General features: G+C 72.0%; 23 protein-coding genes (1 of these 23 running past the window's edge). 7 read left to right on the forward strand and 16 right to left on the reverse strand.

Going from position 1 to position 20,291, the window contains the following annotated elements; translation table 11 throughout:
* The first annotated feature begins 63 nt into the window (after positions 1–63).
* From RC1_RS12485 to RC1_RS12500, 4 genes are all read left to right on the forward strand, one after another.
* Entirely contained in the window at positions 64–438 is a 375-nt protein-coding gene (locus RC1_RS12485) for a hypothetical protein (RefSeq protein ID WP_012567764.1), read from the forward strand.
* Positions 407–994, forward strand: coding sequence for a DUF6036 family nucleotidyltransferase (locus tag RC1_RS12490; protein WP_012567765.1), 588 nt, complete (start codon positions 407–409; stop codon positions 992–994). Before RC1_RS12485 ends, RC1_RS12490 begins: the two co-directional genes overlap by 32 nt.
* Positions 991–4,506 carry a double-strand break repair helicase AddA gene (gene addA, locus RC1_RS12495; protein ID WP_012567766.1) on the forward strand — a complete coding sequence of 1,172 codons (3,516 nt, stop codon included), beginning with the start codon at positions 991–993 and terminating at the stop codon, positions 4,504–4,506. Before RC1_RS12490 ends, addA begins: the two co-directional genes overlap by 4 nt.
* 80 nt (positions 4,507–4,586) lie before the next feature.
* A complete protein-coding gene (locus RC1_RS12500) occupies positions 4,587–4,880 on the forward strand; it encodes a hypothetical protein (RefSeq protein WP_012567767.1) in 294 nt (97 codons plus the stop codon).
* A gap of 77 nt (positions 4,881–4,957) precedes the next feature.
* On the opposite strand, the gene RC1_RS12505 is transcribed toward RC1_RS12500, so the two are convergent.
* The 3 genes from RC1_RS12505 to RC1_RS12515 all read right to left on the reverse strand — a co-directional run bounded on the left by RC1_RS12505 (position 4,958) and on the right by RC1_RS12515 (position 7,509).
* A complete protein-coding gene (locus RC1_RS12505) occupies positions 4,958–5,818 on the reverse strand; it encodes a lysophospholipid acyltransferase family protein (RefSeq protein WP_012567768.1) in 861 nt (286 codons plus the stop codon).
* 20 nt (positions 5,819–5,838) lie between these two features.
* Positions 5,839–6,666, reverse strand: a complete 828-nt coding sequence (locus tag RC1_RS12510; protein WP_012567769.1) for a GNAT family N-acetyltransferase — start codon at positions 6,664–6,666, stop codon at positions 5,839–5,841.
* 423 nt (positions 6,667–7,089) lie between these two features.
* Positions 7,090–7,509 carry a Ros/MucR family transcriptional regulator gene (locus RC1_RS12515; protein WP_012567770.1) on the reverse strand — a complete coding sequence of 140 codons (420 nt, stop codon included), beginning with the start codon at positions 7,507–7,509 and terminating at the stop codon, positions 7,090–7,092.
* A gap of 90 nt (positions 7,510–7,599) precedes the next feature.
* Between RC1_RS12515 and RC1_RS22200 the strand changes: the two genes are divergently transcribed.
* Positions 7,600–7,854: a sulfurtransferase TusA family protein gene (locus tag RC1_RS22200; RefSeq protein ID WP_012567771.1), complete on the forward strand. Its 255-nt coding sequence runs from the start codon at positions 7,600–7,602 to the stop codon at positions 7,852–7,854.
* Positions 7,855–7,883: 29 nt separating this feature from the next.
* On the opposite strand, the gene rimI is transcribed toward RC1_RS22200, so the two are convergent.
* Positions 7,884–8,369, reverse strand: a complete 486-nt coding sequence (gene rimI, locus RC1_RS12525) for a ribosomal protein S18-alanine N-acetyltransferase (RefSeq protein WP_012567772.1) — start codon at positions 8,367–8,369, stop codon at positions 7,884–7,886.
* Positions 8,366–9,133 (reverse strand): tRNA (adenosine(37)-N6)-threonylcarbamoyltransferase complex dimerization subunit type 1 TsaB, encoded by a 768-nt coding sequence (gene tsaB / locus RC1_RS12530; RefSeq protein WP_012567773.1) that lies wholly within the window; start codon positions 9,131–9,133, stop codon positions 8,366–8,368. Before tsaB ends, rimI begins: the two co-directional genes overlap by 4 nt.
* Positions 9,134–9,245: 112 nt before the next feature.
* Here tsaB and ddpX point away from each other — a divergent pair, with 112 nt between their 5' ends.
* Positions 9,246–9,797, forward strand: a complete 552-nt coding sequence (gene ddpX / locus RC1_RS12535) for a D-alanyl-D-alanine dipeptidase (RefSeq protein ID WP_012567774.1) — start codon at positions 9,246–9,248, stop codon at positions 9,795–9,797.
* Positions 9,798–9,836: 39 nt separating this feature from the next.
* On the opposite strand, the gene RC1_RS12540 is transcribed toward ddpX, so the two are convergent.
* The 3 genes from RC1_RS12540 to RC1_RS12550 form a co-directional block, all read right to left on the reverse strand.
* A complete protein-coding gene (locus RC1_RS12540; protein ID WP_012567775.1) occupies positions 9,837–10,460 on the reverse strand; it encodes a malonic semialdehyde reductase in 624 nt (207 codons plus the stop codon).
* A 159-nt stretch (positions 10,461–10,619) separates the two neighbouring features.
* Complete coding sequence (locus RC1_RS20185) at positions 10,620–11,765, reverse strand: glucosaminidase domain-containing protein (RefSeq protein WP_148213447.1); 1,146 nt, start codon at positions 11,763–11,765, stop codon at positions 10,620–10,622.
* Between the two features lie 367 nt (positions 11,766–12,132).
* The gene (locus RC1_RS12550; RefSeq protein WP_012567777.1) at positions 12,133–12,693 is read right to left on the reverse strand and encodes a NifU family protein; all 561 of its coding nucleotides are present in this window, start codon (positions 12,691–12,693) and stop codon (positions 12,133–12,135) included.
* A gap of 172 nt (positions 12,694–12,865) precedes the next feature.
* Between RC1_RS12550 and RC1_RS12555 the strand changes: the two genes are divergently transcribed.
* Entirely contained in the window at positions 12,866–14,158 is a 1,293-nt protein-coding gene (locus RC1_RS12555) for an adenylate/guanylate cyclase domain-containing protein (protein WP_012567778.1), read from the forward strand.
* 82 nt (positions 14,159–14,240) lie between these two features.
* Here the strand turns inward: RC1_RS12555 and RC1_RS12560 are convergent, their stop codons facing one another.
* The 8 genes from RC1_RS12560 to murJ form a co-directional block, all read right to left on the reverse strand.
* A complete protein-coding gene (locus RC1_RS12560) occupies positions 14,241–14,726 on the reverse strand; it encodes a universal stress protein (protein ID WP_012567779.1) in 486 nt (161 codons plus the stop codon).
* A 22-nt stretch (positions 14,727–14,748) separates the two neighbouring features.
* Positions 14,749–15,627, reverse strand: coding sequence for a TIGR02186 family protein (locus RC1_RS12565; RefSeq protein ID WP_012567780.1), 879 nt, complete (start codon positions 15,625–15,627; stop codon positions 14,749–14,751).
* A 15-nt stretch (positions 15,628–15,642) separates the two neighbouring features.
* Positions 15,643–16,563 carry a sulfite exporter TauE/SafE family protein gene (locus RC1_RS12570; RefSeq protein WP_012567781.1) on the reverse strand — a complete coding sequence of 307 codons (921 nt, stop codon included), beginning with the start codon at positions 16,561–16,563 and terminating at the stop codon, positions 15,643–15,645.
* 99 nt (positions 16,564–16,662) lie between these two features.
* Complete coding sequence (locus RC1_RS12575; protein WP_012567782.1) at positions 16,663–17,292, reverse strand: pyroglutamyl-peptidase I; 630 nt, start codon at positions 17,290–17,292, stop codon at positions 16,663–16,665.
* Positions 17,293–17,396: 104 nt separating this feature from the next.
* Positions 17,397–17,618 carry a hypothetical protein gene (locus RC1_RS12580; RefSeq protein ID WP_012567783.1) on the reverse strand — a complete coding sequence of 74 codons (222 nt, stop codon included), beginning with the start codon at positions 17,616–17,618 and terminating at the stop codon, positions 17,397–17,399.
* A gap of 33 nt (positions 17,619–17,651) precedes the next feature.
* Positions 17,652–18,833 carry a hypothetical protein gene (locus RC1_RS12585; protein WP_012567784.1) on the reverse strand — a complete coding sequence of 394 codons (1,182 nt, stop codon included), beginning with the start codon at positions 18,831–18,833 and terminating at the stop codon, positions 17,652–17,654.
* 107 nt (positions 18,834–18,940) lie between these two features.
* Positions 18,941–19,939: a tryptophan--tRNA ligase gene (gene trpS / locus RC1_RS12590; protein WP_012567785.1), complete on the reverse strand. Its 999-nt coding sequence runs from the start codon at positions 19,937–19,939 to the stop codon at positions 18,941–18,943.
* Between the two features lie 97 nt (positions 19,940–20,036).
* Positions 20,037–20,291, reverse strand: the 3' portion of a protein-coding gene (murJ, locus tag RC1_RS12595; protein WP_012567786.1) for a murein biosynthesis integral membrane protein MurJ. It continues 1,287 nt past the right edge of the window; the window shows 255 of its 1,542 coding nt (coding positions 1,288–1,542); its start codon lies off the right edge, out of view — the gene reads right to left on this strand; it ends in the stop codon at positions 20,037–20,039.

Genomic DNA, 20,291 nt, shown 5'->3' on the forward strand with positions numbered 1-20,291 from the left:
GCGCTTGCCGGAAGCCGGATCGGAGGACATGATCGGACGGTCCCGAGGGCAGGGCATGGAGCCATGAACCAGGAGCGCGTCAACGACCGGGCGAAGCTGATGATGCACCGCGTCTTCGCGCGCCGGCTGCGCGACGATCCGCGGCTGGTCGAGCGCGCCCGCGCCGTGCTGGACCGGCTGATCCTGGACGGGCGCGGCATGGACTGCTACCGCGAGTGGCAGGCGGTGCTGGGTCAGGCACCCGAGCGGGTCGCCGAGCTTCTGGTCCGCCGGTCGGAGCGGATGGACCGGCTGCGGTTGAGTTCCCCCTTCCCGCTGGTCACGGAGATCGCGATCACCGACCCCGATATCCGCCGGCGCATCTGGCGGCTGGCGAAGCGGGGGCTCGCGCTCAGGAGTGAGTCGGGTGACCGGCCGCCCGTTCCGCACGCGCCTTGACCTCGAACGGGCCGTGCGCGCGCTGGCCGTCCATTTCGGCACCGACCGGGTCTTCGTCATCGGCAGCCAGTCCGTCCTCTTGGGCTGGCCGGACGCTCCCTTCGCCCTGCGCAATTCGCCGGAGATCGACGCCTATCCCGCCAATGCGGGGGAATGGCTGAAGACCTCCGGCATCGAAGCCTCTGAAGAGATCAACGCCCTGTTCGGGGAAGGGTCGCAGTTCCATATCGCCCACGGGTTTTACATCGATGGCGTCGACGAGACGACGGCCAAGCTGGCGCCCGACTGGTTGGACCGGGCGGTGGTCCTGGACGTCGATCGGCCAGGGGGCGGCCGGGTCCGGGCCATCGCGCCCTCCACCGTGGACATCATCGTGTCGAAGCTGCACCGGCTGGCGGAAAAGGACCGCACCTATATCCGGGAGTGCAACAGAGTGCGGCCGCTCGACATTCCCTGTACAAAGCGGCTGCTGTTGAGCAGCGGCCCCGATTCCGCAATCCTTGCCCGGGCCCTTGCCTTCCTGGACGGACTTACGCCGGTGGAGACGGACCGATGACACTGCTTGATGACCGGCCGTCCGCCGCCGTGCCCATCGACCCCACCGTGCTGCAACGCCGGGCCGCCGATCCGGAGGCCAGCGTCTGGGTCGGGGCGTCGGCCGGCACGGGCAAGACCAAGGTGCTGACCGACCGGGTGCTGCGGCTGATGCTGGCCGGCACCGATCCCGGCCGCATCCTCTGCCTGACCTTCACCAAGGCGGCGGCGGCGGAGATGGCGAACCGCATCGCCGGGCGGCTGTCCTCCTGGGCGGTGGCGGAGGATGACGTGCTGGTGGACCGGCTGGCCGAGCTTACCGGCGAGCGGCCGTCGCGGGACCAGGTGGTGGTGGCGCGGCGGCTGTTCGCCCGCGTGCTGGACGCGCCGGGCGGCATGAAGATCCAGACCATCCACGCCTTCTGCCAGTCGCTGCTGCGCCGCTTCCCGCTGGAGGCCGGGCTGGCCCCGAACTTCGAGGTGATGGACGACCGCACCGCCGCCGAACTGCTGGAACAGGCGAAGCAGGCGGTGCTGGCCGACGCCCAGGCGGACGCGGACGGTCCGCTGGGCAGCGCTGTCGCCTTCCTGGCCGGGGCGGTGTCGGAGGATGCCTTCGCGGAGCTGCTGGCCGAGCTGACGCGGGAGCGCGGCCGGGTCCGCCGCCTGCTGGACCGGCAGGGCGGGCTGGAGGCGACGATCGACGCGGTCCACCGCTTCCTGCGGGTGGAGCGCGGCGCCAGCATGGACGATGTCGTCGCCCGCGCCTGCCGCGACGGCAGTTTCGACGAGGCCGGCCTGCGCGCCGCCTGCCGCGCCCTGGCCGGCAGCGGCGGCAAGCAGGACGGCGCGCGCGCCATCGCGCTTCAGGCCTGGCTGGACGGGCCTGCGGGCCGGGTCGCCGGGTTCCAGGAATACGGCCTGCTGTTCCTGACCCGCGAGGGGGAGGTGCGCAAGAGCCTGCTGGGGCGCAAGGCGGCGGACGCCGACCCGGCCGCGCTGGAGGCGTTGCAGCGGGAGGCGCAGCGCATCCTGGACGTGACGGCCGAGATGAAGTGCGTCGGCGTGGCCCAGGCGACCGCGGCCCTGCTGACCCTGGCCGAGGCGATGCTGGAGACCTACGCCCGCCTGAAGCGGGCCCGCGCGCTGCTGGACTTCGACGACCTGATCCTCACCGCCTCGCGTCTGCTGGCGGGGGAGGGACGGGCCTGCGCCTGGGTGCTGTACAAGCTGGACGGCGGCCTGGACCACATCCTGGTGGACGAGGCGCAGGACACCAACCCCGAGCAGTGGGACGTGGTGAAGGCCATTGCGGAGGAGTTCTTCGCCGGCCAGGGCGCCGCCGACGACCGCCGGCGCACCCTGTTCGTCGTCGGCGACGACAAACAGTCGATCTTCAGCTTCCAGCGCGCCGACCCGGCCGAGTTCGCCCGCATGCGCCGCCACTTCGCGGACCGGGTGGCGGCGGCACAGGCCCGCTGGGAGCCGGTGAACCTCCAGACCTCCTTCCGCTCGGTCGGGGCCGTGCTGCGCTGCGTGGACGCGGTGTTCCGCCTGCCGCAGGCCCGCGACGGCGTGGCCGAGGACGGGACGGAGGTGTGCCATCGCCCCTTCCGCCGCGGCATGGCCGGCCGGGTGGAGCTGTGGCCCGTGCTGGCGCCGGAGGAGGCGGGCGATCCCGCCCCCTGGACCCCGCCGACGGAGATGGAGCGGGTGGAGGCGCCGCTGGCCCGGCTGGCCACCCTGGTGGCGGACCAGATCGCCCACTGGCTGCGCAGCGGCGAGCGGCTGGAGGCGCGCGACCGCCCCGTGCGCCCCGGCGACATCATGGTGCTGGTGCGCCGGCGCAACCGTTTCGTGCAGCATCTGGTGCGGGCGCTGAAGGACCGCGACGTGCCGGTCGCCGGCGTGGACCGCATGGTGCTGACCGAACAGCTCGCCGTGCAGGACCTGATGGCGCTGGGCCGCTTCCTGCTGCTGCCGGAGGACGACCTGACCCTGGCCTGCGTGCTGAAGGGGCCGCTGATCGGCCTGACGGAAGAGGCGCTGTTCGATCTGGCCTGGGACCGGCCGGGGCATCTCTGGCCGGCGCTGGCGCGGGCGGCGGAGGCCGATCCCGACGGCGGCCCCTTCCTGCGCGCCGTCGGCTGGCTGCGCGGGCTGCTGGCGGAGACGGATTTCCGCGCGCCCTTCGAGCTGTTCGCCGGGGTGCTGTCGCGCCCCTGCCCGGCCGACCCGGTGTCCGGCCGCCGCGCCCTTCTGGCCCGGCTGGGGGCGGAGGCGGTGGACCCGGTGGACGAGTTCGTCGCCGCCGCCCTGTCCTTCGAGCGCGAGCACGTCCCCTCGCTGGAGACGTTCCTCCACTGGCTGGAGGCGGGCCGGGCGGAGATCAAGCGCGAACTGGATGCCGGCGGCGGCCCGGCCGGCGGCCGCGTGCGGATCATGACGGTCCACGGTTCCAAGGGCCTGCAGGCGCCCGTCGTGATCCTGCCGGACACGATGAGCGTGCCCGAGCAGTCGCCCCGCATCCTCTGGCCCGACGGCACCGACGGCCGCGAGGTGCCGCTGTTCGCCCCGCGCCGGGCGCTGGAGGACCCCGCCTGCCAGAGCGCCCGCCGCGCCGCCGACCACCGCCGCGACCAGGAATACCGCCGCCTGCTGTATGTCGCCCTGACCCGGGCGGAGGACCGGCTGATCGTCTGCGGCTGGGAGGCCGGACGCCGCACCGGCGGCGACGGCTGCTGGTACAGGCTGGTGGAACAGGCCCTCAAGGCGGTGGCGGAGGAACAGGACTACGACTTCACCGTCGTCTCCCCCGCCGGCTGGCAGGGGCCGGGGCTGCTGCTGCGCGAGGCGCAGAGCGCGCCCCCGAAGCCGGACTCCCTGGAAGCGGGGGAGGAGCCGGCCGGCGTGACCCTGCCGGAATGGGCGCGCGCCGGGGCGCCGGCCGAGCCCGCCCCGTCGCGCCCGCTGACGCCGTCGCGCCCCGAGGGGGTGGAGCCGCCGGTGCGCTCCCCCCTGGGGGCGGAGGACGGCCTGCGCTTCAAGCGGGGCAGTCTGGTCCACACCCTGCTCCAGGTGCTGCCCGACCTGCCGGCGGAGACGCGCGGCCCCGCTGCCGCGGCGTGGCTGGCCCGGCCGCTGCACGGCCTCACCCCGGAGCAGCAGGCGGAGATCGCGGCGGAGACCCTGCGGGTGCTGGAGGACCCGGACTTCGCCCCCCTGTTCGGTCCCGGCAGCCGGGCCGAGGTGCCCATCGTCGGGCTGGTCGGCGGCCGGGCGCTGTCCGGCCAGATCGACCGGCTGCTGGTGACGGATACGGCGGTCTGGATCGTGGACTTCAAGACGAACCGCCCGCCGCCGACGGTGGAGGCCGACGTGCCGCCCGTCTATCTGGCGCAGATGGCCGCCTACCGCGAGGCACTGCGCCGGATCTATCCCGGCCTGCCGGTACGCTGCCTGCTGCTCTGGACCGACGGGCCCTTCACCATGGAACTGTCGCCCGCCGCGCTGGACCGTTTCGCGCCGGGGTGAGCCGGCGCCCCCCGGACGGCACCGGCGTGCGCGACGCCGTTGCGCTTGACTCCCGCGGCGGAACAGCCGTCTCATCAGGCATGATCGTTCCGCCGTCCCTCACGTCGGCGCCGCAGGTTCTGCCGACACCGGCCACGCCGCAGCACACCCCGACGCTGGCGAGCGCCATCCTGTCGGCGCAGGGCAATGCCCGCCCGGTGGAGACGCAGACGGCGCGGGCCGCCGCGGCACCCGCCCGGATCGACCGCTCGCGGGAGGCGCGCGACGCCACCTCCTCCGGCCATACCGTGGATACCGAGGCGCAGGCCGTACGCGCCCGCACGCCGCCCGGCCGTGATCCCGCCCGCGGCAACCGCCTCGATCTCTCCGTCTGAACAGGTTCCCCGTCTGACCGGACTCTCCGTCTGGACAGGGCTGAAAGGCCCCCCGGCCCGCCCGCCTGCGCGGGCCTTCAGCCCGGCTGCGGCACCGGCAGCTCGACCAGGGGAGCCTGCGGTCCGGGAACGGGGGGCAGCCGGCCGGCCACGGCCCGGTCCACCCCGCCGGCCACGGCCCGCCAGCAATGGTCGGCCAGGGCCTTGCGGCTGGACACCTGTTCCACCGTCAGGGCCGGATGGAACTCCACCACCACGCGCAGACGGCCGGCGCGGGCGAACTGCCAGAGATGCGGCGGCAGATCCATGTCGCCGTACCAGGCATAGAGCGGCCGCAGCACATGGCCCAGCGGGATGTCGTCCAGGTGCGTGGCGGTGACGGAGACGGGCTGCACCGTCAGCGCCGCCTCGCCGCCGCCGGGCTGCGGCACGCGGGTGGCGGCCACGCTGAACAGGGCCGTCTTGAAGGGCAGGGTGCGGTTGCCGTCGCTGCTGGTGCCCTCGGGGAACAGCACCAGATTGTCGCCGGCACGCAGCCGCCCGGCCATGGTGTCGCGCTGCTCGTGCGCCTTGTGGCGGGCCTGCCGCTCGACGAAGACGGTCTCCTGCAGTCTTGCCAGCAGCCCGAAGACCGGCCAAGCCCCGACCTCCCGCTTGGCGACGAAGGACGTCTCCAGCAGCGAACCGAGCACCGGAATGTCGAGATAGGAGGCGTGGTTGGAGATGAACAGCGTGGGCCGCACCGCCGACGGCGTTCCCAGCACCTGGACCTCGATCCCCAGCAGGCGCAGGCAGACGCCGTGGTAGAAGTGCGGGAACCGCCGGCGTCCGGGCAGACCGAAACGCAGGATCGCCGCCTGTACCGGAATGCACAGGGCGGTCCATCCCGCGTAACCGAGAAGGCGGAACAGCCCGCGGAAGGAGGAACCGATCGCCAAGCCGCCGCTCCGCCCGGTGGTCAGATCAGCGCGGTGCCGCGCCGCTCGTAATGGCGCAGATACTTGTCCGTGATCAGGTCCGTCTTCACCACGATGGAGACATCGGTCGTGTGGAACTGGTGGTCCACAACGGCCCCCTCACCGACGAAGCCGCCCAGCCGGAGATAGCCCTTGATCAGGGGCGGCAGGTCGTTCAGGGCCTGTCGCGGGTTGATCGCCTGCTCGTCAAGCATCCGCATGTCGACATAACGGTGCGGCAGCGCCACCGGACGCAGGGCCGGCGGGGCGAGGTGGTGGTAGTACAGATAGGAGAGCGGTGCCGCCAGCGTCCGCGGATCGGTGCCGGGCAGGCTGGCGCAGCCGAACATCAGGCGGATGTCGTACATCACCGCATAGGCGGCGATCCCGCGCCAGAGGAGTTGCATCGTCGGCCGGTTGCGGAAGGCGATGTCCACGCAGGACCGGCCCAGTTCCAGCACCTCACCCGGGTATTCCTCGATCCGGGAGATGTCGTACTCATCCGACGAGTAGAAGGTCCCGACCCGCGCCGCTGCCGTGCGCCGGATCAGCCGGTAGGTTCCGACCACGCCGGCCGCCCCGTTGCCGCGGCTGTTGTCGATCACCAGCAGATGGTCGCAGAGATCGTCGAAATGGTCGAAGTCCCGCTTCAGGGCGGCCATCTCGGCCGTCGGGCAGGCGCCCATCTCCTCGTAGAAGACCCGGTAGCGGAGAGCCTGGGCCGCCTGCACCTCGGCGGTCGTTTCGGCAAGCCGGACCTCCAGGCTGCCCGAGCGCAGGTCACCGGAGGTCAGCGCAGACGTGAGCGCGTCGGTCGTGATGTCAGCCATGCTCTGGTTCGCGATCCTTGGGGCCGGTCCCGGGCCTGTCACCGGGCCCCTTCGGGGGCGGGGTGGCGGGAGCCGGGTGGCCATGGCGCCGTATCGGCCCAATGGCATACCACAATGCGCCAGACGCCGGTCAACCAACTCCTGCGGGGAAGCCCGTCACGTAACGAAAGTTTCACGGGTATCCTTTAGTCCCCGCCGCCGCTCTCGACCCCCGATTTTCCGCCGCCGGTCAGGGCGCAAGGGGGACGATTCAAGGGGGATGATGCAAGGCACGGGGGCACGGGGGCACGGGGGGCCGGAACGCCGACGGGGCCGGCGATGCCGACCCCGTCCGCGGAATACTGTCATGTCCGGTCGCCATGGATGCCCGGCCGGTCTGCCAGGACGACCTGTCGGGCAGGGCTGCCGTGCCCCGCGGCCGCATCAGTCGGCGGCGCTGCGGCGGGCGCGGGTGCCCAGGCCGATCTGCTTGGCCAGACGCGAGCGTTGCTTGGCGTAATTCGGCGCCACCATCGGGTAGTCGGCCGGAAGGCCCCAGCGGTCGCGGTATTCCTCCGGCGACATGTTGTAGGCGGTCTTCAGATGCCGCTTCAGCATCTTCAGCTTCTTCCCGTCCTCAAGGCAGACGATGTAGTCCGGGGTGACCGACTTCTTGATCGCAACGGCCGGCTGCGGCTTCTCCGCCTGCGGAACCGGCTCCTGCCCGACGGTGGACAGGGTGCGGTAGACCTGTTCGATCAACGAGGGCAGGTCCGAAATGGCGACTGTATTGTTCGATACATGGGCCGCCACAATCTCCGTGGTGAGAGACAACAGCTCGTTGGAGGGCGAGGCACTGGTCATCTATCTTTGCTCCGTTCAAGGAACTATGGAGGGTATAAGTCTTATCGGAACGGAGTGCAATATCGATTTATTGCGGAACAAGAGGAAACCGTGAGCGGATCAAGCACAGCAGATTACTTCATCGACATCACCGCCCTGGTATGCCCGATGACCTTCGTGCGGACGAAATTGGCCGTGGAACGCTTGTCTCCGGGACAGACGCTGGAGGTCCGGCTCAGCCCCGGCGAACCGCTGGTGAACGTACCGCGTGCGCTCGTGGAACAGGGACACGCCGTACTGGCGCTGGCGCCGGAACGGCCGGATGCGCCCGAGGGGCCGCACCGGCTGCTGGTCCGGGCGGGCTGATCCGGTAGCCGTTGCCGGAGCCGGGGGTGTCAGGGCAGGGCGCGGCGCAGCACCAGCGCGTCCACGCGGCCGGCGCCCGTGTGATAGTAGCCGCGGCGCCGGCCCACCGTCTCGAAGCCGGCGCGGGCATAGAGCCGCTGTGCCGGCGCGTTGGTGGCGGCGACCTCCAGGAACATCGCCTGCGCGCCTGAGTCGCAGGCCGCGGTGGCCGCGGCGCGCAGCAGGTCCGTTCCGATGCCGCGGCCCCGTGCCGCGGGCGCCGTGCCGATGGTCAGGATCTCCGCCTCGTCGGCGGCGGTGCGCAGCAGCACCAGCCCGGCCGGTTCCTCCCCCGCCAGGGCCAGGAACGCCGCCGTGCCGGGCAGCAGCAGAAGCCGGGCGAAGGCATCCTCGTCCCAGGCCGGGCCGGAGATGTCGGGATCGGCGAAGGCCAGCGCATGCAGCGCCGCCAGCACGGGCGCATGGGCGATACCGACCGCGACGGTCCGCGGGCCGTCCGCCGCGGCGGGGCTCATCCGCGGCCGCCCGGGAGCGTGCCCGGCAGCGCGTCCGGGGGGCCGCCCGGGGGGACAGCCGGAACGACGGCCGGGACATGGACCCCCGACGGCAGGGTCACGTCGGGCGGGCGCAGATAGAAGGGGTCGGCCGGCCGCGCGGCCAGGGCATCCGCATCCAGCCCGGCGGTCAGCCGCGCCACCGCCACCGCCTCCGCCGCCCCGGTGGAGCGATGCACGCTCAGCCCCGCCGGCCACGGCCCGAGCGCGGCGGCCGTGCGCTCCGCCGCGTCGCCGGCCAGCAGCAGCGGCCCCGGCGGCAGCGTCGCCGCGGCCCAGCCCGGCAGGTCGGCCGGCAGCACGTCCGCCGGGTCCGCCAGCGGGGCGAGGTCCGGTCCGAAGGGCTGGAGATAGAGGTCGTCGCGGCGGGACTCGATACAGCAGAGCACCGTCGTTCCGGCCCGCGCGGCCGGGTCGGTGCCGTGCAGCGCCGCCTCGAACGAGCTGAAGCCGGCCAGCGGCCGGCCGGTCGCCAGCGCCAGCCCGCGCGCCGCCGCCAGTCCGATGCGCAGGCCGGTGAAGGTGCCCGGCCCGGTCACGACGCCGATGCGGTCCAGGTCGGCATAGCCGACCCCGGCCTCCTCCAGCACGCCGCCGACCAGCGGCAGCAGCCATTCCGCCTGGCCACGCTGCAGGGCCATGGCGCGCACCGCCAGCACCGCACCGTCGCGCCAGAGGGCGGCGGCACAGGCGCTGGTCGCCGTATCGAGGCCGAGGACAAGCATGCTCTTCCGTTCTCGTCGCGCGGGTCCGGGCCGTCCAAGGCAGGGAGATCACCTCCCCGGACGGTGCGGGGCATGGTAGAGGAAAGCCCCCTCCCCTTCCGGGCCGACGCCGATGCCCTTCGTCACGATCGCCCCGCCCGCCGTCGGGCTGGACCTGGACCTCCGCTATGCCACGCCGGACAACCTGACGGGAAGCCCGATCTATGCGCGGCCGCTCTGCCTGCTGCACCCGGACGCGGCGGCGGCGCTGGGCCGTGCCGTGGCGCTGGCGGCCGCGCAGGGGCTGCGGCTGCGGGTGTTCGACGCCTACCGCCCGCCGGCGGCGCAGTGGCGGCTGTGGCGGGCCTTCCCGGACCCGGACTTCATCGCCGACCCGCGGACCGGCTCGAACCACAGCCGCGGCGTGGCGGTGGACCTGACCCTGGACACGGAAGACGGAACGCCGCTGGCCATGGGCGGCGGTTTCGACGCCATGGGGCCGCTGGCCGCGCACGGCTGCACCGCCGTGCCGGTGCAGGCCCAGCGCAACCGCTGCCTGCTGGCAGGGCTGATGGTCTCCGCCGGCTGGCAGCCCTATGACCGGGAATGGTGGCACTACCAGCTTCCCGGCGCCGCCGCCTACCCGCTGGTAGAGGACGGGGCGATGGGGCCGCGGCTGATGTGAGCCCCCCGGCGGCCCCCCGGCGGAGACAGGCCGCGATGCCTACAGCACCCGGCAGACCTCCTCGAAGGGCAGGCGCGGGCCGCGGGGATAGAGACCGGCCGGATCGCCGTGGCCCAGGGTGCACAGGAAATTCGCCTTGATCCGGCCGTCCGGCCAGAACTCCGCCTCCACCTTCGCGCGGTCGAAGCCGGACATCGGCCCGCAGTCCAGCCCGACGGCGCGCGCCGCCAGGATGAAGTAGCCGCCCTGCAGCGAGCTGTTGCGGAAGGCCGTCTCGAAGATCGCCGTCGCGTTCCCCTCGAACCAGGAGCGGGCGAGCGGATTGTGCGGAAACAGGCGGTCCAGATTCTCGTAGAAGCGGGTGTCGTACCCCAGCACGGCTGCCACCGGGGCGGCCAGCGTCTTCTTCAGATTGCCCTCGGACAGGGCCGGGGCAAGCCGCTGCTTCGCCGTCTCGGTGCACAGGAACAGGATGCGCAGGGGAGAGCAGTTGGCGCTGGTCGGCCCCCACTTCATCAGGTCGTAGAGCTGCCGCAGCGTCTCCTCCGCCACGGGGCGGTCCTGCCAGGCATTGTGCGTGCGGGCGTGGCGGAACAACAGGTCCTGCCCCGGTTCGTCGAGGCGTCTCCCGCCGGGGGCGGCGGGGTGTACGGGCTGGCTCACGGGGGAGGATTCCTTGTGGTCGGGGGCCGGTCGGGGGAACAGGTGCGGCGCACGGCTGCAGGTCCCGACCGCTTATGTAACCGGGACGGATCGCCCGGCAAGGGCCGGAGTCCACCATCGCCGCGCACGCCCGCCCCGGACCGCCCCTCCCGCGGAAGGCTACTCGCCCGCCGCGGGAGCCCCCGCCGCTTCCGTACGGGTTGCTTGCGTGCTGGTTGCCTCCGCACTGGCGGTTTCCGTCCCCACCGGGGTGGCAGACGGTTTGCGCGGCGGCAGGGCGACGGTCTGCACGGCCGGCATCGGTCCGGCGGCGGTCCCGGCCACGGCGTTCCGCACCATGGCCTCGGCAGCCTCTGCCGCATCCGGAGCCGTCCAGGCGCCGTTCAGCACGGCGTTGTCGAAGTCCCGCAGCCGGCTGGACCGCATCACCGCCCGGATGGCGCGGACATAATCGGCGCCGCGCTCGGAATAGCGCTCCAGCGCCGCGGCCAGGGTATAGCCGTCCAGCGGCCGGCCCTGGCGGCGCAGCGAAGCGCGCTGGGTGCGGAAGGGCAGATAGGCCGCGTGGGTGTTCAGATTGTGGATATAGGCGTCCACGCTCGCCTGAACGTCGTCGAAACTGCGGTAGCGGTGGCTTTCCCCGGCGCGGCGGTTGCGCGGCACGATGCCCTCGTGCTCCTCCGACCAGGTGAGCTGGCCGAACAGCGCGTTGCCCTGCTGCGCGAAGCGCGAGGTGCCCCAGCCGCTCTCCTCCGCCGCCTGGGCCAGCGCCAGCGACGGCGGCACGATGTCCACCCGGCGCAGCAGCGCCCGGGTATCCACGCCGCCGTCGGTCTCCAGCCCGTACTGCGCGGCGATCTGCTCCAGCCAGACGCGGTCCTGCGGCGCCGGTTCGTGCCCGGCTTCGCGCTGGGCATGCAGCTTCTGCAGGCGGGCGCGGTCGCGCTCGATGCGTTCGTTGGCGATCAGCACCAGCGGCAGCATCGTCTTCACGAACACCGCCTTGCGCTCGCTGCTGTCGGCGATCTCCGTCAGGGCGGGCGGCAGGTCGTTCAGCACCAGCCGCGGCACCGGCAGTTCGCCGCTGCGCACCGCGTCGATCCGGTAATCGTTCGCGTGGAACAGGTCCAGCAGCATGCGGGCATCCAGCCGCACCCGCTCTTCGCTTCCGTCCGTGCTTCCGTCCGTCCCGGCATCGCTTCCGTCCGTCCCGACAGCAGCCAGGGCGGTCTTTCCGTCGGGGGTGTCCGCGCCGCCGGGACGGGCGGGCAGGGTGATGCGGACACCGGTCGGAACCTCGAGCATCCGGTCATCGCCCGGCTGGGCGCCGGCGCGGTTTCCGAAGGTCCCGAGGGACATGGGGCCCAACGCCATGGCGGCGAGGGCAAGGAGACAGACGATCTCCCGAAGGGGCCCCCTGGGCCCCGGCTTGACGTGTGCTGTCATGGGCAGCCGCTCCGTACCGTTTCCTAGCTGGTGGACCGGGGCGGGGCTTCTGCCCGCGCAGCACCGTGTCCGGCCGGAACAAGTCCGGTATTCCGCCTCCCGGGCCCCCGGGGCTCGGCCGGGTCCGAAGACATGCCGGAGAGAAGCCCAAGGGATACCGGAGGATCAATGAGGCAGATTAGCCTCTGGCTACCAATTTCGTCGATTTTCAGGCAGCGGTACCACCTTAGCGGACCTGACGGACCTCGACAACCTCTGGAATGTAGTGCCGCAGGAGGTTCTCGATCCCGGCCTTCAGCGTGGCCGTGGAGCTGGGGCAGCCGGCGCAGGCGCCCTTCATGTGCAGATAGACCACCCCCTTGTCGAAGCCGTGGAAGGTGATGTCGCCGCCATCCTGGGCGACGGCCGGGCGGACGCGGATGTCCAGCAGCTCCTTGATCTGGGCCACGACCTCCTCGTCCTCCGCGTTGGCGGCCTCGGCGTGGCCGTCGTCCGCGGTCCCCTCCAGCAGCACCGGCCGGCCGGCCGTGAAATGCTCCATGAGGACGCCCAGGACGGACGGCTTCAGCGCGTACCAGTCCTTGTCCTCGGTCTTCGTCACCGTCACGAAGTCGGCGCCCAGGAAGACGCGGGTCACGCCTTCGACCTCGAACAGGCGGGCGGCGAGCGGCGAGGGGCCGGCCGTCTCCGGGCCGGCGAAGTCCGCCGTGCCGCGGCCGAGCACGTCGCGGCCGGGCAGGAACTTCAAGGTGGCGGGGTTCGGCGTCTCTTCGGTCTGGATGAACATGGCGGTAGAAGGCCCTTTCCTGCGCCCGGGCCGGTCGTCGCGGCCGGCGGTGGCGGTCGTCGGGGAAAGTGGGCAGTATCGTCGCGGCGATCAAGCGTCAGAACGCAGGCGGTGCCATGCCGGCCCGGTTCCGGGCCGGCGGGCGCCTCGGAGGCCCAGGGGAGCGGCCAGGGTGGCGGAGGAGACGATCGGGGGCAGCGGACCCGCGGCGGCAGGCGGCGGGACGGCACGGCCGGCAGCGCCGGCACCGGCCTCACCGGAACCGGCGGCGCTGGCACCGGCGGCCGTGCCCACGGTCGCGTGGCTGCTGACGGAAGGCCAGCGCCAGCCCACCATTCCCACCCTGCTGGAGGCGTTCGCGGCCCATCTCTGCGGCCGTGGCGTGCCGCTGGAGCGCGCGACCCTGCATGTCCGCCTGCTGCATCCGCAGATCCGCGGCATGACCTATCTCTGGCGGGCCGACCGGCCGGGAGTGGAGGCGCTGCAACGGGCGCACGGCGTCGAGTCGACGCCCGAATTCATGGGCAGTCCCGTCTTCTCCATCATGGAGGAAGGGGCGGAAGGCGTGCGCTATTCCCTGGCGACCCTGCCGCAGCCCTTCCCCTTTCCGATCCTGGACGAGCTGCGGGCGGACGGCATGACCGACTATGCCGCCATGCCCATGGTCTTCTCCAACGGGCGGCGGCACGCGGCGACCTTCGCCAGCCGGGCCGCCGGCGGCTTCGGCACCGAGGCCCTGACCCTGCTCTATGACAGCCTGCCGGCCCTGACGGCCCTGGTGGAGGCGCGGGTGCTGCGGCTGCTGGCGACGAACCTGCTGAACACCTATGTCGGGCAGGAGGCGGGCAGCCGCATCCTGAACGGGGACATCCGCCGCGGCAGCGGTCTGACCATGCAGGCCGTGCTCTGGTACTGCGACCTGCGCGGTTTCACCTCGCTCTCCGACCGGCTGGCGCTGGACCGGATCATCGCCCTGCTGAACGGCTATTTCGAGATCATGGGCGGCGCCGTGCAGGAACGCGGCGGCGAGATCGTGAAGTTCATCGGCGACGCCATGCTGGCCGTCTTCGCCATTCCGGCCGGCGGCGGACCGGAGCAGGTGGCGGCGGCCTGCGCCATCGCGCTGGACGCCGCCCGCGACGCCCAGGCGGGGATGGAACGGCTGAACGCCCAGCGTGCCGCCTGGGGCCAGCCGCGGCTGGGAGCCGGCATCGCGCTGCACCATGGCGACGTGATGTTCGGCAACATCGGCGCGCCGGACCGGCTGGACTTCACGGTGATCGGGCCGGCGGTGAATCTGGTCACCCGGCTGGAGGGGCTGACCCGGGCGCTGGGGCGCGGCCTCGTCACCTCGGCCGACTTCGCCCGCGCCTGTCCCCAGGCCGGCCTCGCCAGCCTGGGGCTGCACCCCGTCCGCGGGCTCGACCGGCCGGTCGAACTGTTCGGGCTCGCGCCCGCCCCCTGACGCAGGTCCCCCTGATACGACCCCGTGGCGGGGCGGTGCCGGATCAGGCCAGCCAGGCCAAGCCGGATCAGGTCAGCCCGGATCAGGTCAGGATATCGAGCTGCGCCTCGTTCAGCCCGCCCGGCACGACGGTGACGGGGATGCGCAGCGTGCCCGACATCTGCCCGACCATGTAGTTGATCAGCGGCCCCGGTCCGGCCCGGCCGGTGCCGGCGGCCAGCACCAGGATGGAGATGGAGCGGTCGTTCTCCACGATCCGCATCAGCTCCTCGCTGCGCTTGCCCTCCACCAGATGCAGGCAGGGCAGGGTTCCGGAGATGTCCAGCACGGTCTTCGCCAGCCGTTGCAGGAGCTGCTCCGCCTGCTCGCGCTGTTCATGCTTCATCAGCGCCTCGACGGCGCTCCACTGCTGGAACTCGCCGGGCTCCATGACGTAGAGCAGGGCCACCCGGCCACCGGAATTGCGGGCGCGGCGGGCGGCGTAGTTGAGGGCGACCGACATCTCCTCCGTCTCGTCCACGACGACAAGGAAGGTGCGGTGGTGCCCCTCGGGTCTGGTGTCGGTCATGCCGGACTCCCCCGGGACTCTCTCAGGACTTGCGGAAGACCACCCCGGCCAGCCATCCCGCCGCCACGGCCAGGGTGAGCCCCGTCAGGGCGTACAGCACCGACCGGCGCACGGCGAACTCATAGATGCTGGCGGAGAAGCCGATCTTGGAAACGGACAGCGGCGTGGTCTGGGCGCTGACCACGTCGCCGTCGCGGATCAGGAAGACGCCGACGGTGTAGATACCCGTCGGCACGTTGGCCGGGAAGTAGATCGAGGTGCGGAACAGCCGCTGGCCCAGAAACGACACCTCCCCGGCCTCGGTGCCGTAGAGGCCGGCGCGCTGCTTGGACCGGATCAGGGCGGCGCGGAACTCCGCCACCTTGGCGGCGGGCGCCTCCTCCACCGGCAGCAGGCGCACATGGTCCAGCCCGATCTCGTGGCGTTGCAGCACGGCGGGCGGGACCTGCTCCAGGCTGTTGCTCACGGCGTAGCCGTAGAAGGCCGGCACCCGGCCGAACTCCAGGCTTTCCGTGTTGATCCAGAGGCCGGCGACGCGGTCCTTGCGGCGCACGGTCACCTCGCCCTCCGGCCCCTGCACCACCACGGCCACGTCGCCGGGCCCGTCCACGGCGCCGAACAGCACCACCTCCGTCCCGGTGAAGCCGGTGGTGATGGCGATCAGATGGCTGGACAGGTCGGCCACGAGCTGCTGCGCCCAGCCCTCGCGGGAGACGGCGGCGGCCCCGGCCCAGAGGCAGACCAGGGCCAGCAGGCCGGCGCCCAGGGCTGCGGCCAGACTTGACCGGCGGGCCGGCGCCGGGCCGGCGGGAGCCGGGTCTGCGGGCTGCGGTCCGGACTGGAGGCTGTCCGGTAGCGCAGTGCGGGAGGCGGTGCGGGGGGCGGTCGGGGGACGGCGCATCGGCGGCAGCCCCGTTCAGACCGGCAACGGCAGGGTGACGCTGTAGAGATCGTCCGGCCGCACGACCAGATCGACCGCCAGCTTGACCGCCACGGCCAGCACCATCAGCGCCAGCAGGGCGCGCGCCTGCTCACCGCGCAGCTTGGTGCCGGCGCGGCTGCCGAACTGGGCGCCGATCACGCCGCCCACCAGAAGCAGCAGGGCCAGAAGAATATCCACCGTATGGTTGAAGGTGGCCTGGGCGAAGGCGGCGATGCCGGTGGTGAAGATGATCTGGAACAGCGAGGTGCCGGCCACCATGGCGGTGGGCATCCCCAGCAGGTAGATCATCGCCGGCACCAGCATGAAGCCGCCGCCGATCCCCATGATCGCCACCAGCACCCCGCCGACGAAGCCGATGCCGCCCGGCAGCAGCACCGAGACATAGAGCCGGGAGCGGGGGAAGCGCACCTTGAAGGGCAGCCCGTGCAGCCAGGTGTGGTGGTGCATCTTCGCCTTGGCCACGGCGGCGTCGCGCCCGCGCAAGAGCGCCCGCACGCTTTCCCACAGCATCAGCGAACTGATGACGCCCAGGAAGAACACATAGGACAGGCCGATCGCCAGATCGATGTGGCCCAGCGTCTGCAACAGCCCGAACAGCCAGACCCCCAGCACCGTGCCGACGGCGCCGCCGGCCAGCATCACCAGTCCCAGCTTGACGTCCACATTGTTGCGCCGCCAGTGCCCCAGCACGCCGGAGACGCTGGCGCCGACAAGCTGGTTCGCCTGCGTGCCCACGGCCACGGCCGGCGGGATGCCGATGAAGATCAGCAGCGGCGTCATCAGGAAGCCGCCGCCGACCCCGAACAGGCCGGACAGGAAGCCGACGATCCCCCCCAGCCCGAGAAGCAGGAGGGCGTTGACCGACAGCTCGGCGATCGGGAGGTAGACCTGCATGGACGGGCGCGGTTCGCCGCGGGAAGGGACCGGAAGTGTACCGTCACCGGCGCACCCCGCCCAGGGGAAATAGGGGGCGGACAGGGCGTCGGCGCACGCTCAGGCCGCTGTGGTGCGGCTTTCCTGCACCACCACCTCCAGCATCAGCCGGGCGGCCTCCACCAGTCGCAGCAGCGTGATGCCGGTGCGGCCCGGCCGGTCGGCCACCTGCTCCTCCAGCGGCGGGACATGGACGAAGCCGGCCGGCACCGCCAGCCCCCGCCCCTCGATCAGATGGCGGGCGCGGAAGAACAGGTGGTTGCAGAGATAGCCGCCGGCATCGCGGCTGGTCCGCGCGGGGAAGCCGGCCTCCGTCAGCCGGTCCAGCAGGGTGTCCAGCGGCAGGGTGGACCAGTAGCCGACGGGGCCGTCCCCGGCGATGGGGCGGCCGCGGCGGATCTGCCCCAGATTGTCGGGATGGGTGGTGTCGTCCAGGTTCAGGGCGACCCGCTCCAGCCGGATCGCCTCATCCTCGAAGGCCAGCCCGAACAGCAGCACGGCGTCGGGCCGCACCCGGTCGAAGGCGGCGGCGAAGGCCCCGCCGGCGCCGTCGTAGCTGACGGGAAGCTGCACGCCGCTGACCCGGGCGCCGGCCACGACGGTCCCGTCCAGCGCCTCCGCCAGCAGCGCCGACGGGTTCACCGGATGGCCCAGGAAGGGCTCGAAGCCCGTGATCAGGATGCGGTCCATGGGGTGACTAAAGCCCGCCCCGGCTGCGCTGTCAAACGCCTCCGGATCGGGTAGAGGGGGCGGCAGCCCGCCGCCGTCCCGGCGCCTGAACAGCGGCCGCGGGATCAGCCGGCGGCGAAGCCCTCCCCCACGATGACCCAGACGCCCTTCGTCTCCGGCGTGGGCGGGAACACCGTCACGCTCTGCCAGCCCAGATCGCGGAACTGCTGCGCCTGCGCCTGGACCTGCGCCTCCGGCGCCGTGCCGTCCACGACCCAGACCTTCTTCAGCGCCAGCACGACCGCCGCGCGGGCCTGCTCCGGCTCCCCTTCGGTTCTGTCCGTCATCGTCGTCTCCCTCATGAGCGCCCGCAGGGCCTGCTACGGACCGGCGACCCCGTCCACCACGCCCTGGAGCCGGGCCAGCGTGCCGGTGCTGTCGAACGCCTCCCCCACCAGCAGCAGCAGGATGGTCCGCGCCCCCGCCTCCGTCGCGGGATCGGCGCCGGCGCGGACGGCCTGCTCGACGGTGGACTGGAAGACGGGTTCCTTCGCCGCCACCCCGGCGGCGGCGATGGCCTGCGGCCCGCCCAGCGCCAGGATGCGCCGGCGCAGCACCTCGCGGGACTCGATCTGGCCGGGGGCGATGTCGGCGGCCTGCAACCGGGTGGTGGCGAGCTGCTGGATGCGCGCCTCCGCCACCTGGAACTGGTTGCCCGCCTTCTGCCCGATCTGTTGCAGGGCACCGTTGAAGCTGCCGGCGAACTCGTAGCTCTCCAGATCGACCAGCGCCTCGACCAGCGAGTAGTTCGGCGTCTGCATCTTCGCCAGGATGCCGGCCAGCACCTCCCGCCGGCTGGCGATCATCTGGCTGACCAGGGTCGGCGCGGTCTGGTCGTAGAAGGCGTTCTTGTCCACCGCGCCCTTGGCGCCGGTGACGGCGGCGGCCAGCCCGCTCAGGATGTCCTTCGCCGTCTCCCCGCCGGACAGGACGGAGCCGGTATTGAGGCCGATCACCGCCAGATCGGCGCCGATCGCCAGGGTCCTGGTGTCCACCCCCAGGTCGGTGAGGAAGACCTTGAAGCGGGAGTCGATGAGGGCGATGCGGGCGTGGATCACCTGGTCGCGGTAGTTGGTCTGATCCGCGCCGCTCTTGCCCTGATAGGTGACCACCACCGCCGGGTCGAGATAGGGCCGCAGGCTCTGTTCAAGCTGCTCCGGCGTCAGCAGCGGCTGCGGGGCTCCGACCAGGACCGGGCTGTGGCTACAGCCGGCCAGCGGCAGGGCCGCCAGCAGCAGCCACCGGGACAGCGGCGCCAGACCACCGTATCGCCCGCCACGCGGACCGTCGGATCGTCTGCCAAGCGGACAGACGTATCGTCCGCCAAGCGGACTGCCGCGCCGGCCGTCGGGCGTCGCGGCCCCGCTCCGGGTGATCGCGTTCGCCCCTGTGATCCCGTTGGCCCCTCTGATCCCGCGGTTCCCGGACGCACGACCTCCGGTCGCGTGCCCGCCTTCCGCGGCCCTCTCCTCCGCATCCATCCCCGCCTCCCCTTCCGGCATGGGTTCGCATCCGCCGGTTGGGACGACGATAGTGGAAGGCGGGGGATAGGTCTACTTCTATCGAGGGATGTAGCGCCGGGCGGGGTGACCGCCGCCCGGTGGCGGAATCAGGGGCGCAGCAGCCCGACGATGTCCTTGACCTCGTTCATCGTCTCTTCGGCGATGGCGCCGGCGCGTTCGGCGCCGCGCTTCAGGATGCGGTCGATCTCCGCCTTGTCGCCCAGCAGCCGGTTCATCTCGGCCGTGATCGGCCCCAGCGTGGCGACGGCCACATCCACCAGCGCGCCCTTGAAACCGCTGAACTGGCTGCCGGCGTGCTCGGCCAGCACGTCCTTGCGGGCACGGCCGGTCAGCGCCGCCATGATGGTGACGAGGTTGTCCGCCTCCGGCCGCTTCTCCAGCTCCTCGACCGTCTCCGGCAGGGGCTCGGGGTCGGTCTTGGCCTTGCGGATCTTCAGCGCGATGGTGTCGGGATCGTCGGTCAGGTTGATGCGGCTGTAGTCGCTCTCGTCCGACTTCGACATCTTCTTCGTACCGTCGCGCAGGCTCATCACCCGGGTGGCCTCGCCCAGGATCTGCGGCTCGGGCAGGGGGAAGAACTCCCGCTCGTAGTAACGGTTGAAGGCGCCGCCGATGTCGCGGGCCAGCTCCAGATGCTGCTTCTGGTCCTCGCCCACCGGCACATGGGTGGCCTTGTAGAGCAGGATGTCCGCCGCCATCAGCACGGGATAGGCATAGAGGCCCAGCACCGCGTTCTCGCGGTGCTTGCCCGCCTTCTCCTTGAACTGGGTCATCCGGTTCAGCCAGCCCAGCGGCGTGTGGCAGGCGAAGACCCAGTTCAGCTCGGCATGGCCGGGCACGGCCGACTGGTTGAACAGGATGTTCTTCTCGGGGTCGATGCCGGCGGCGATGTAGGCGGCCGTGACCTCGCGGATGTTCTCGCGCAGCACCTCGGGCCTGTGATCGATCGTGATGGCGTGCATGTCGACCACACAGAAGATGCACTCATAGTCCTTCTGCAAGGCCACCCAGTTCCGCAGCGCCCCCAGATAGTTGCCGAGATGGAGCTGATGGGTGGGCTGCATGCCCGAGAAGATGCGGTTCATGGGCGTGTCGTCTGCTGGGCTGGGAGTCGGGGTGCCGGATGCGGCCGCGGAGTTATGGCCCCGGCACCCGCCGGGGGTCAAGCGGCGGCCGGCGCCGTCAACGCCGCAGCAGGGTGCGGGCGTCGGCCAGCCGGAAACCGCCGAAGGCCAGCACGAAGGCGGCATAGGAGACACCACCCGCCGCGATCAGCCCGGCCAGGGCGGCCACCCGGGTAGCGGCGCCGGCCGTGAACAGGTCGTGCAGCGCCAGTTCCAACCCCAGCAGCACCAGCCCCATCAGGGCGGCGGCCAGCGCGATCCGGGGGGCGCGGCGGCGCACCTGGGCGTCCAGCGCCAGATGGCCGCGCCGGTG

Origin of the sequence: Rhodospirillum centenum SW, assembly GCF_000016185.1 — a bacterium.
Classification (GTDB): domain Bacteria; phylum Pseudomonadota; class Alphaproteobacteria; order Azospirillales; family Azospirillaceae; genus Rhodocista; species Rhodocista centena.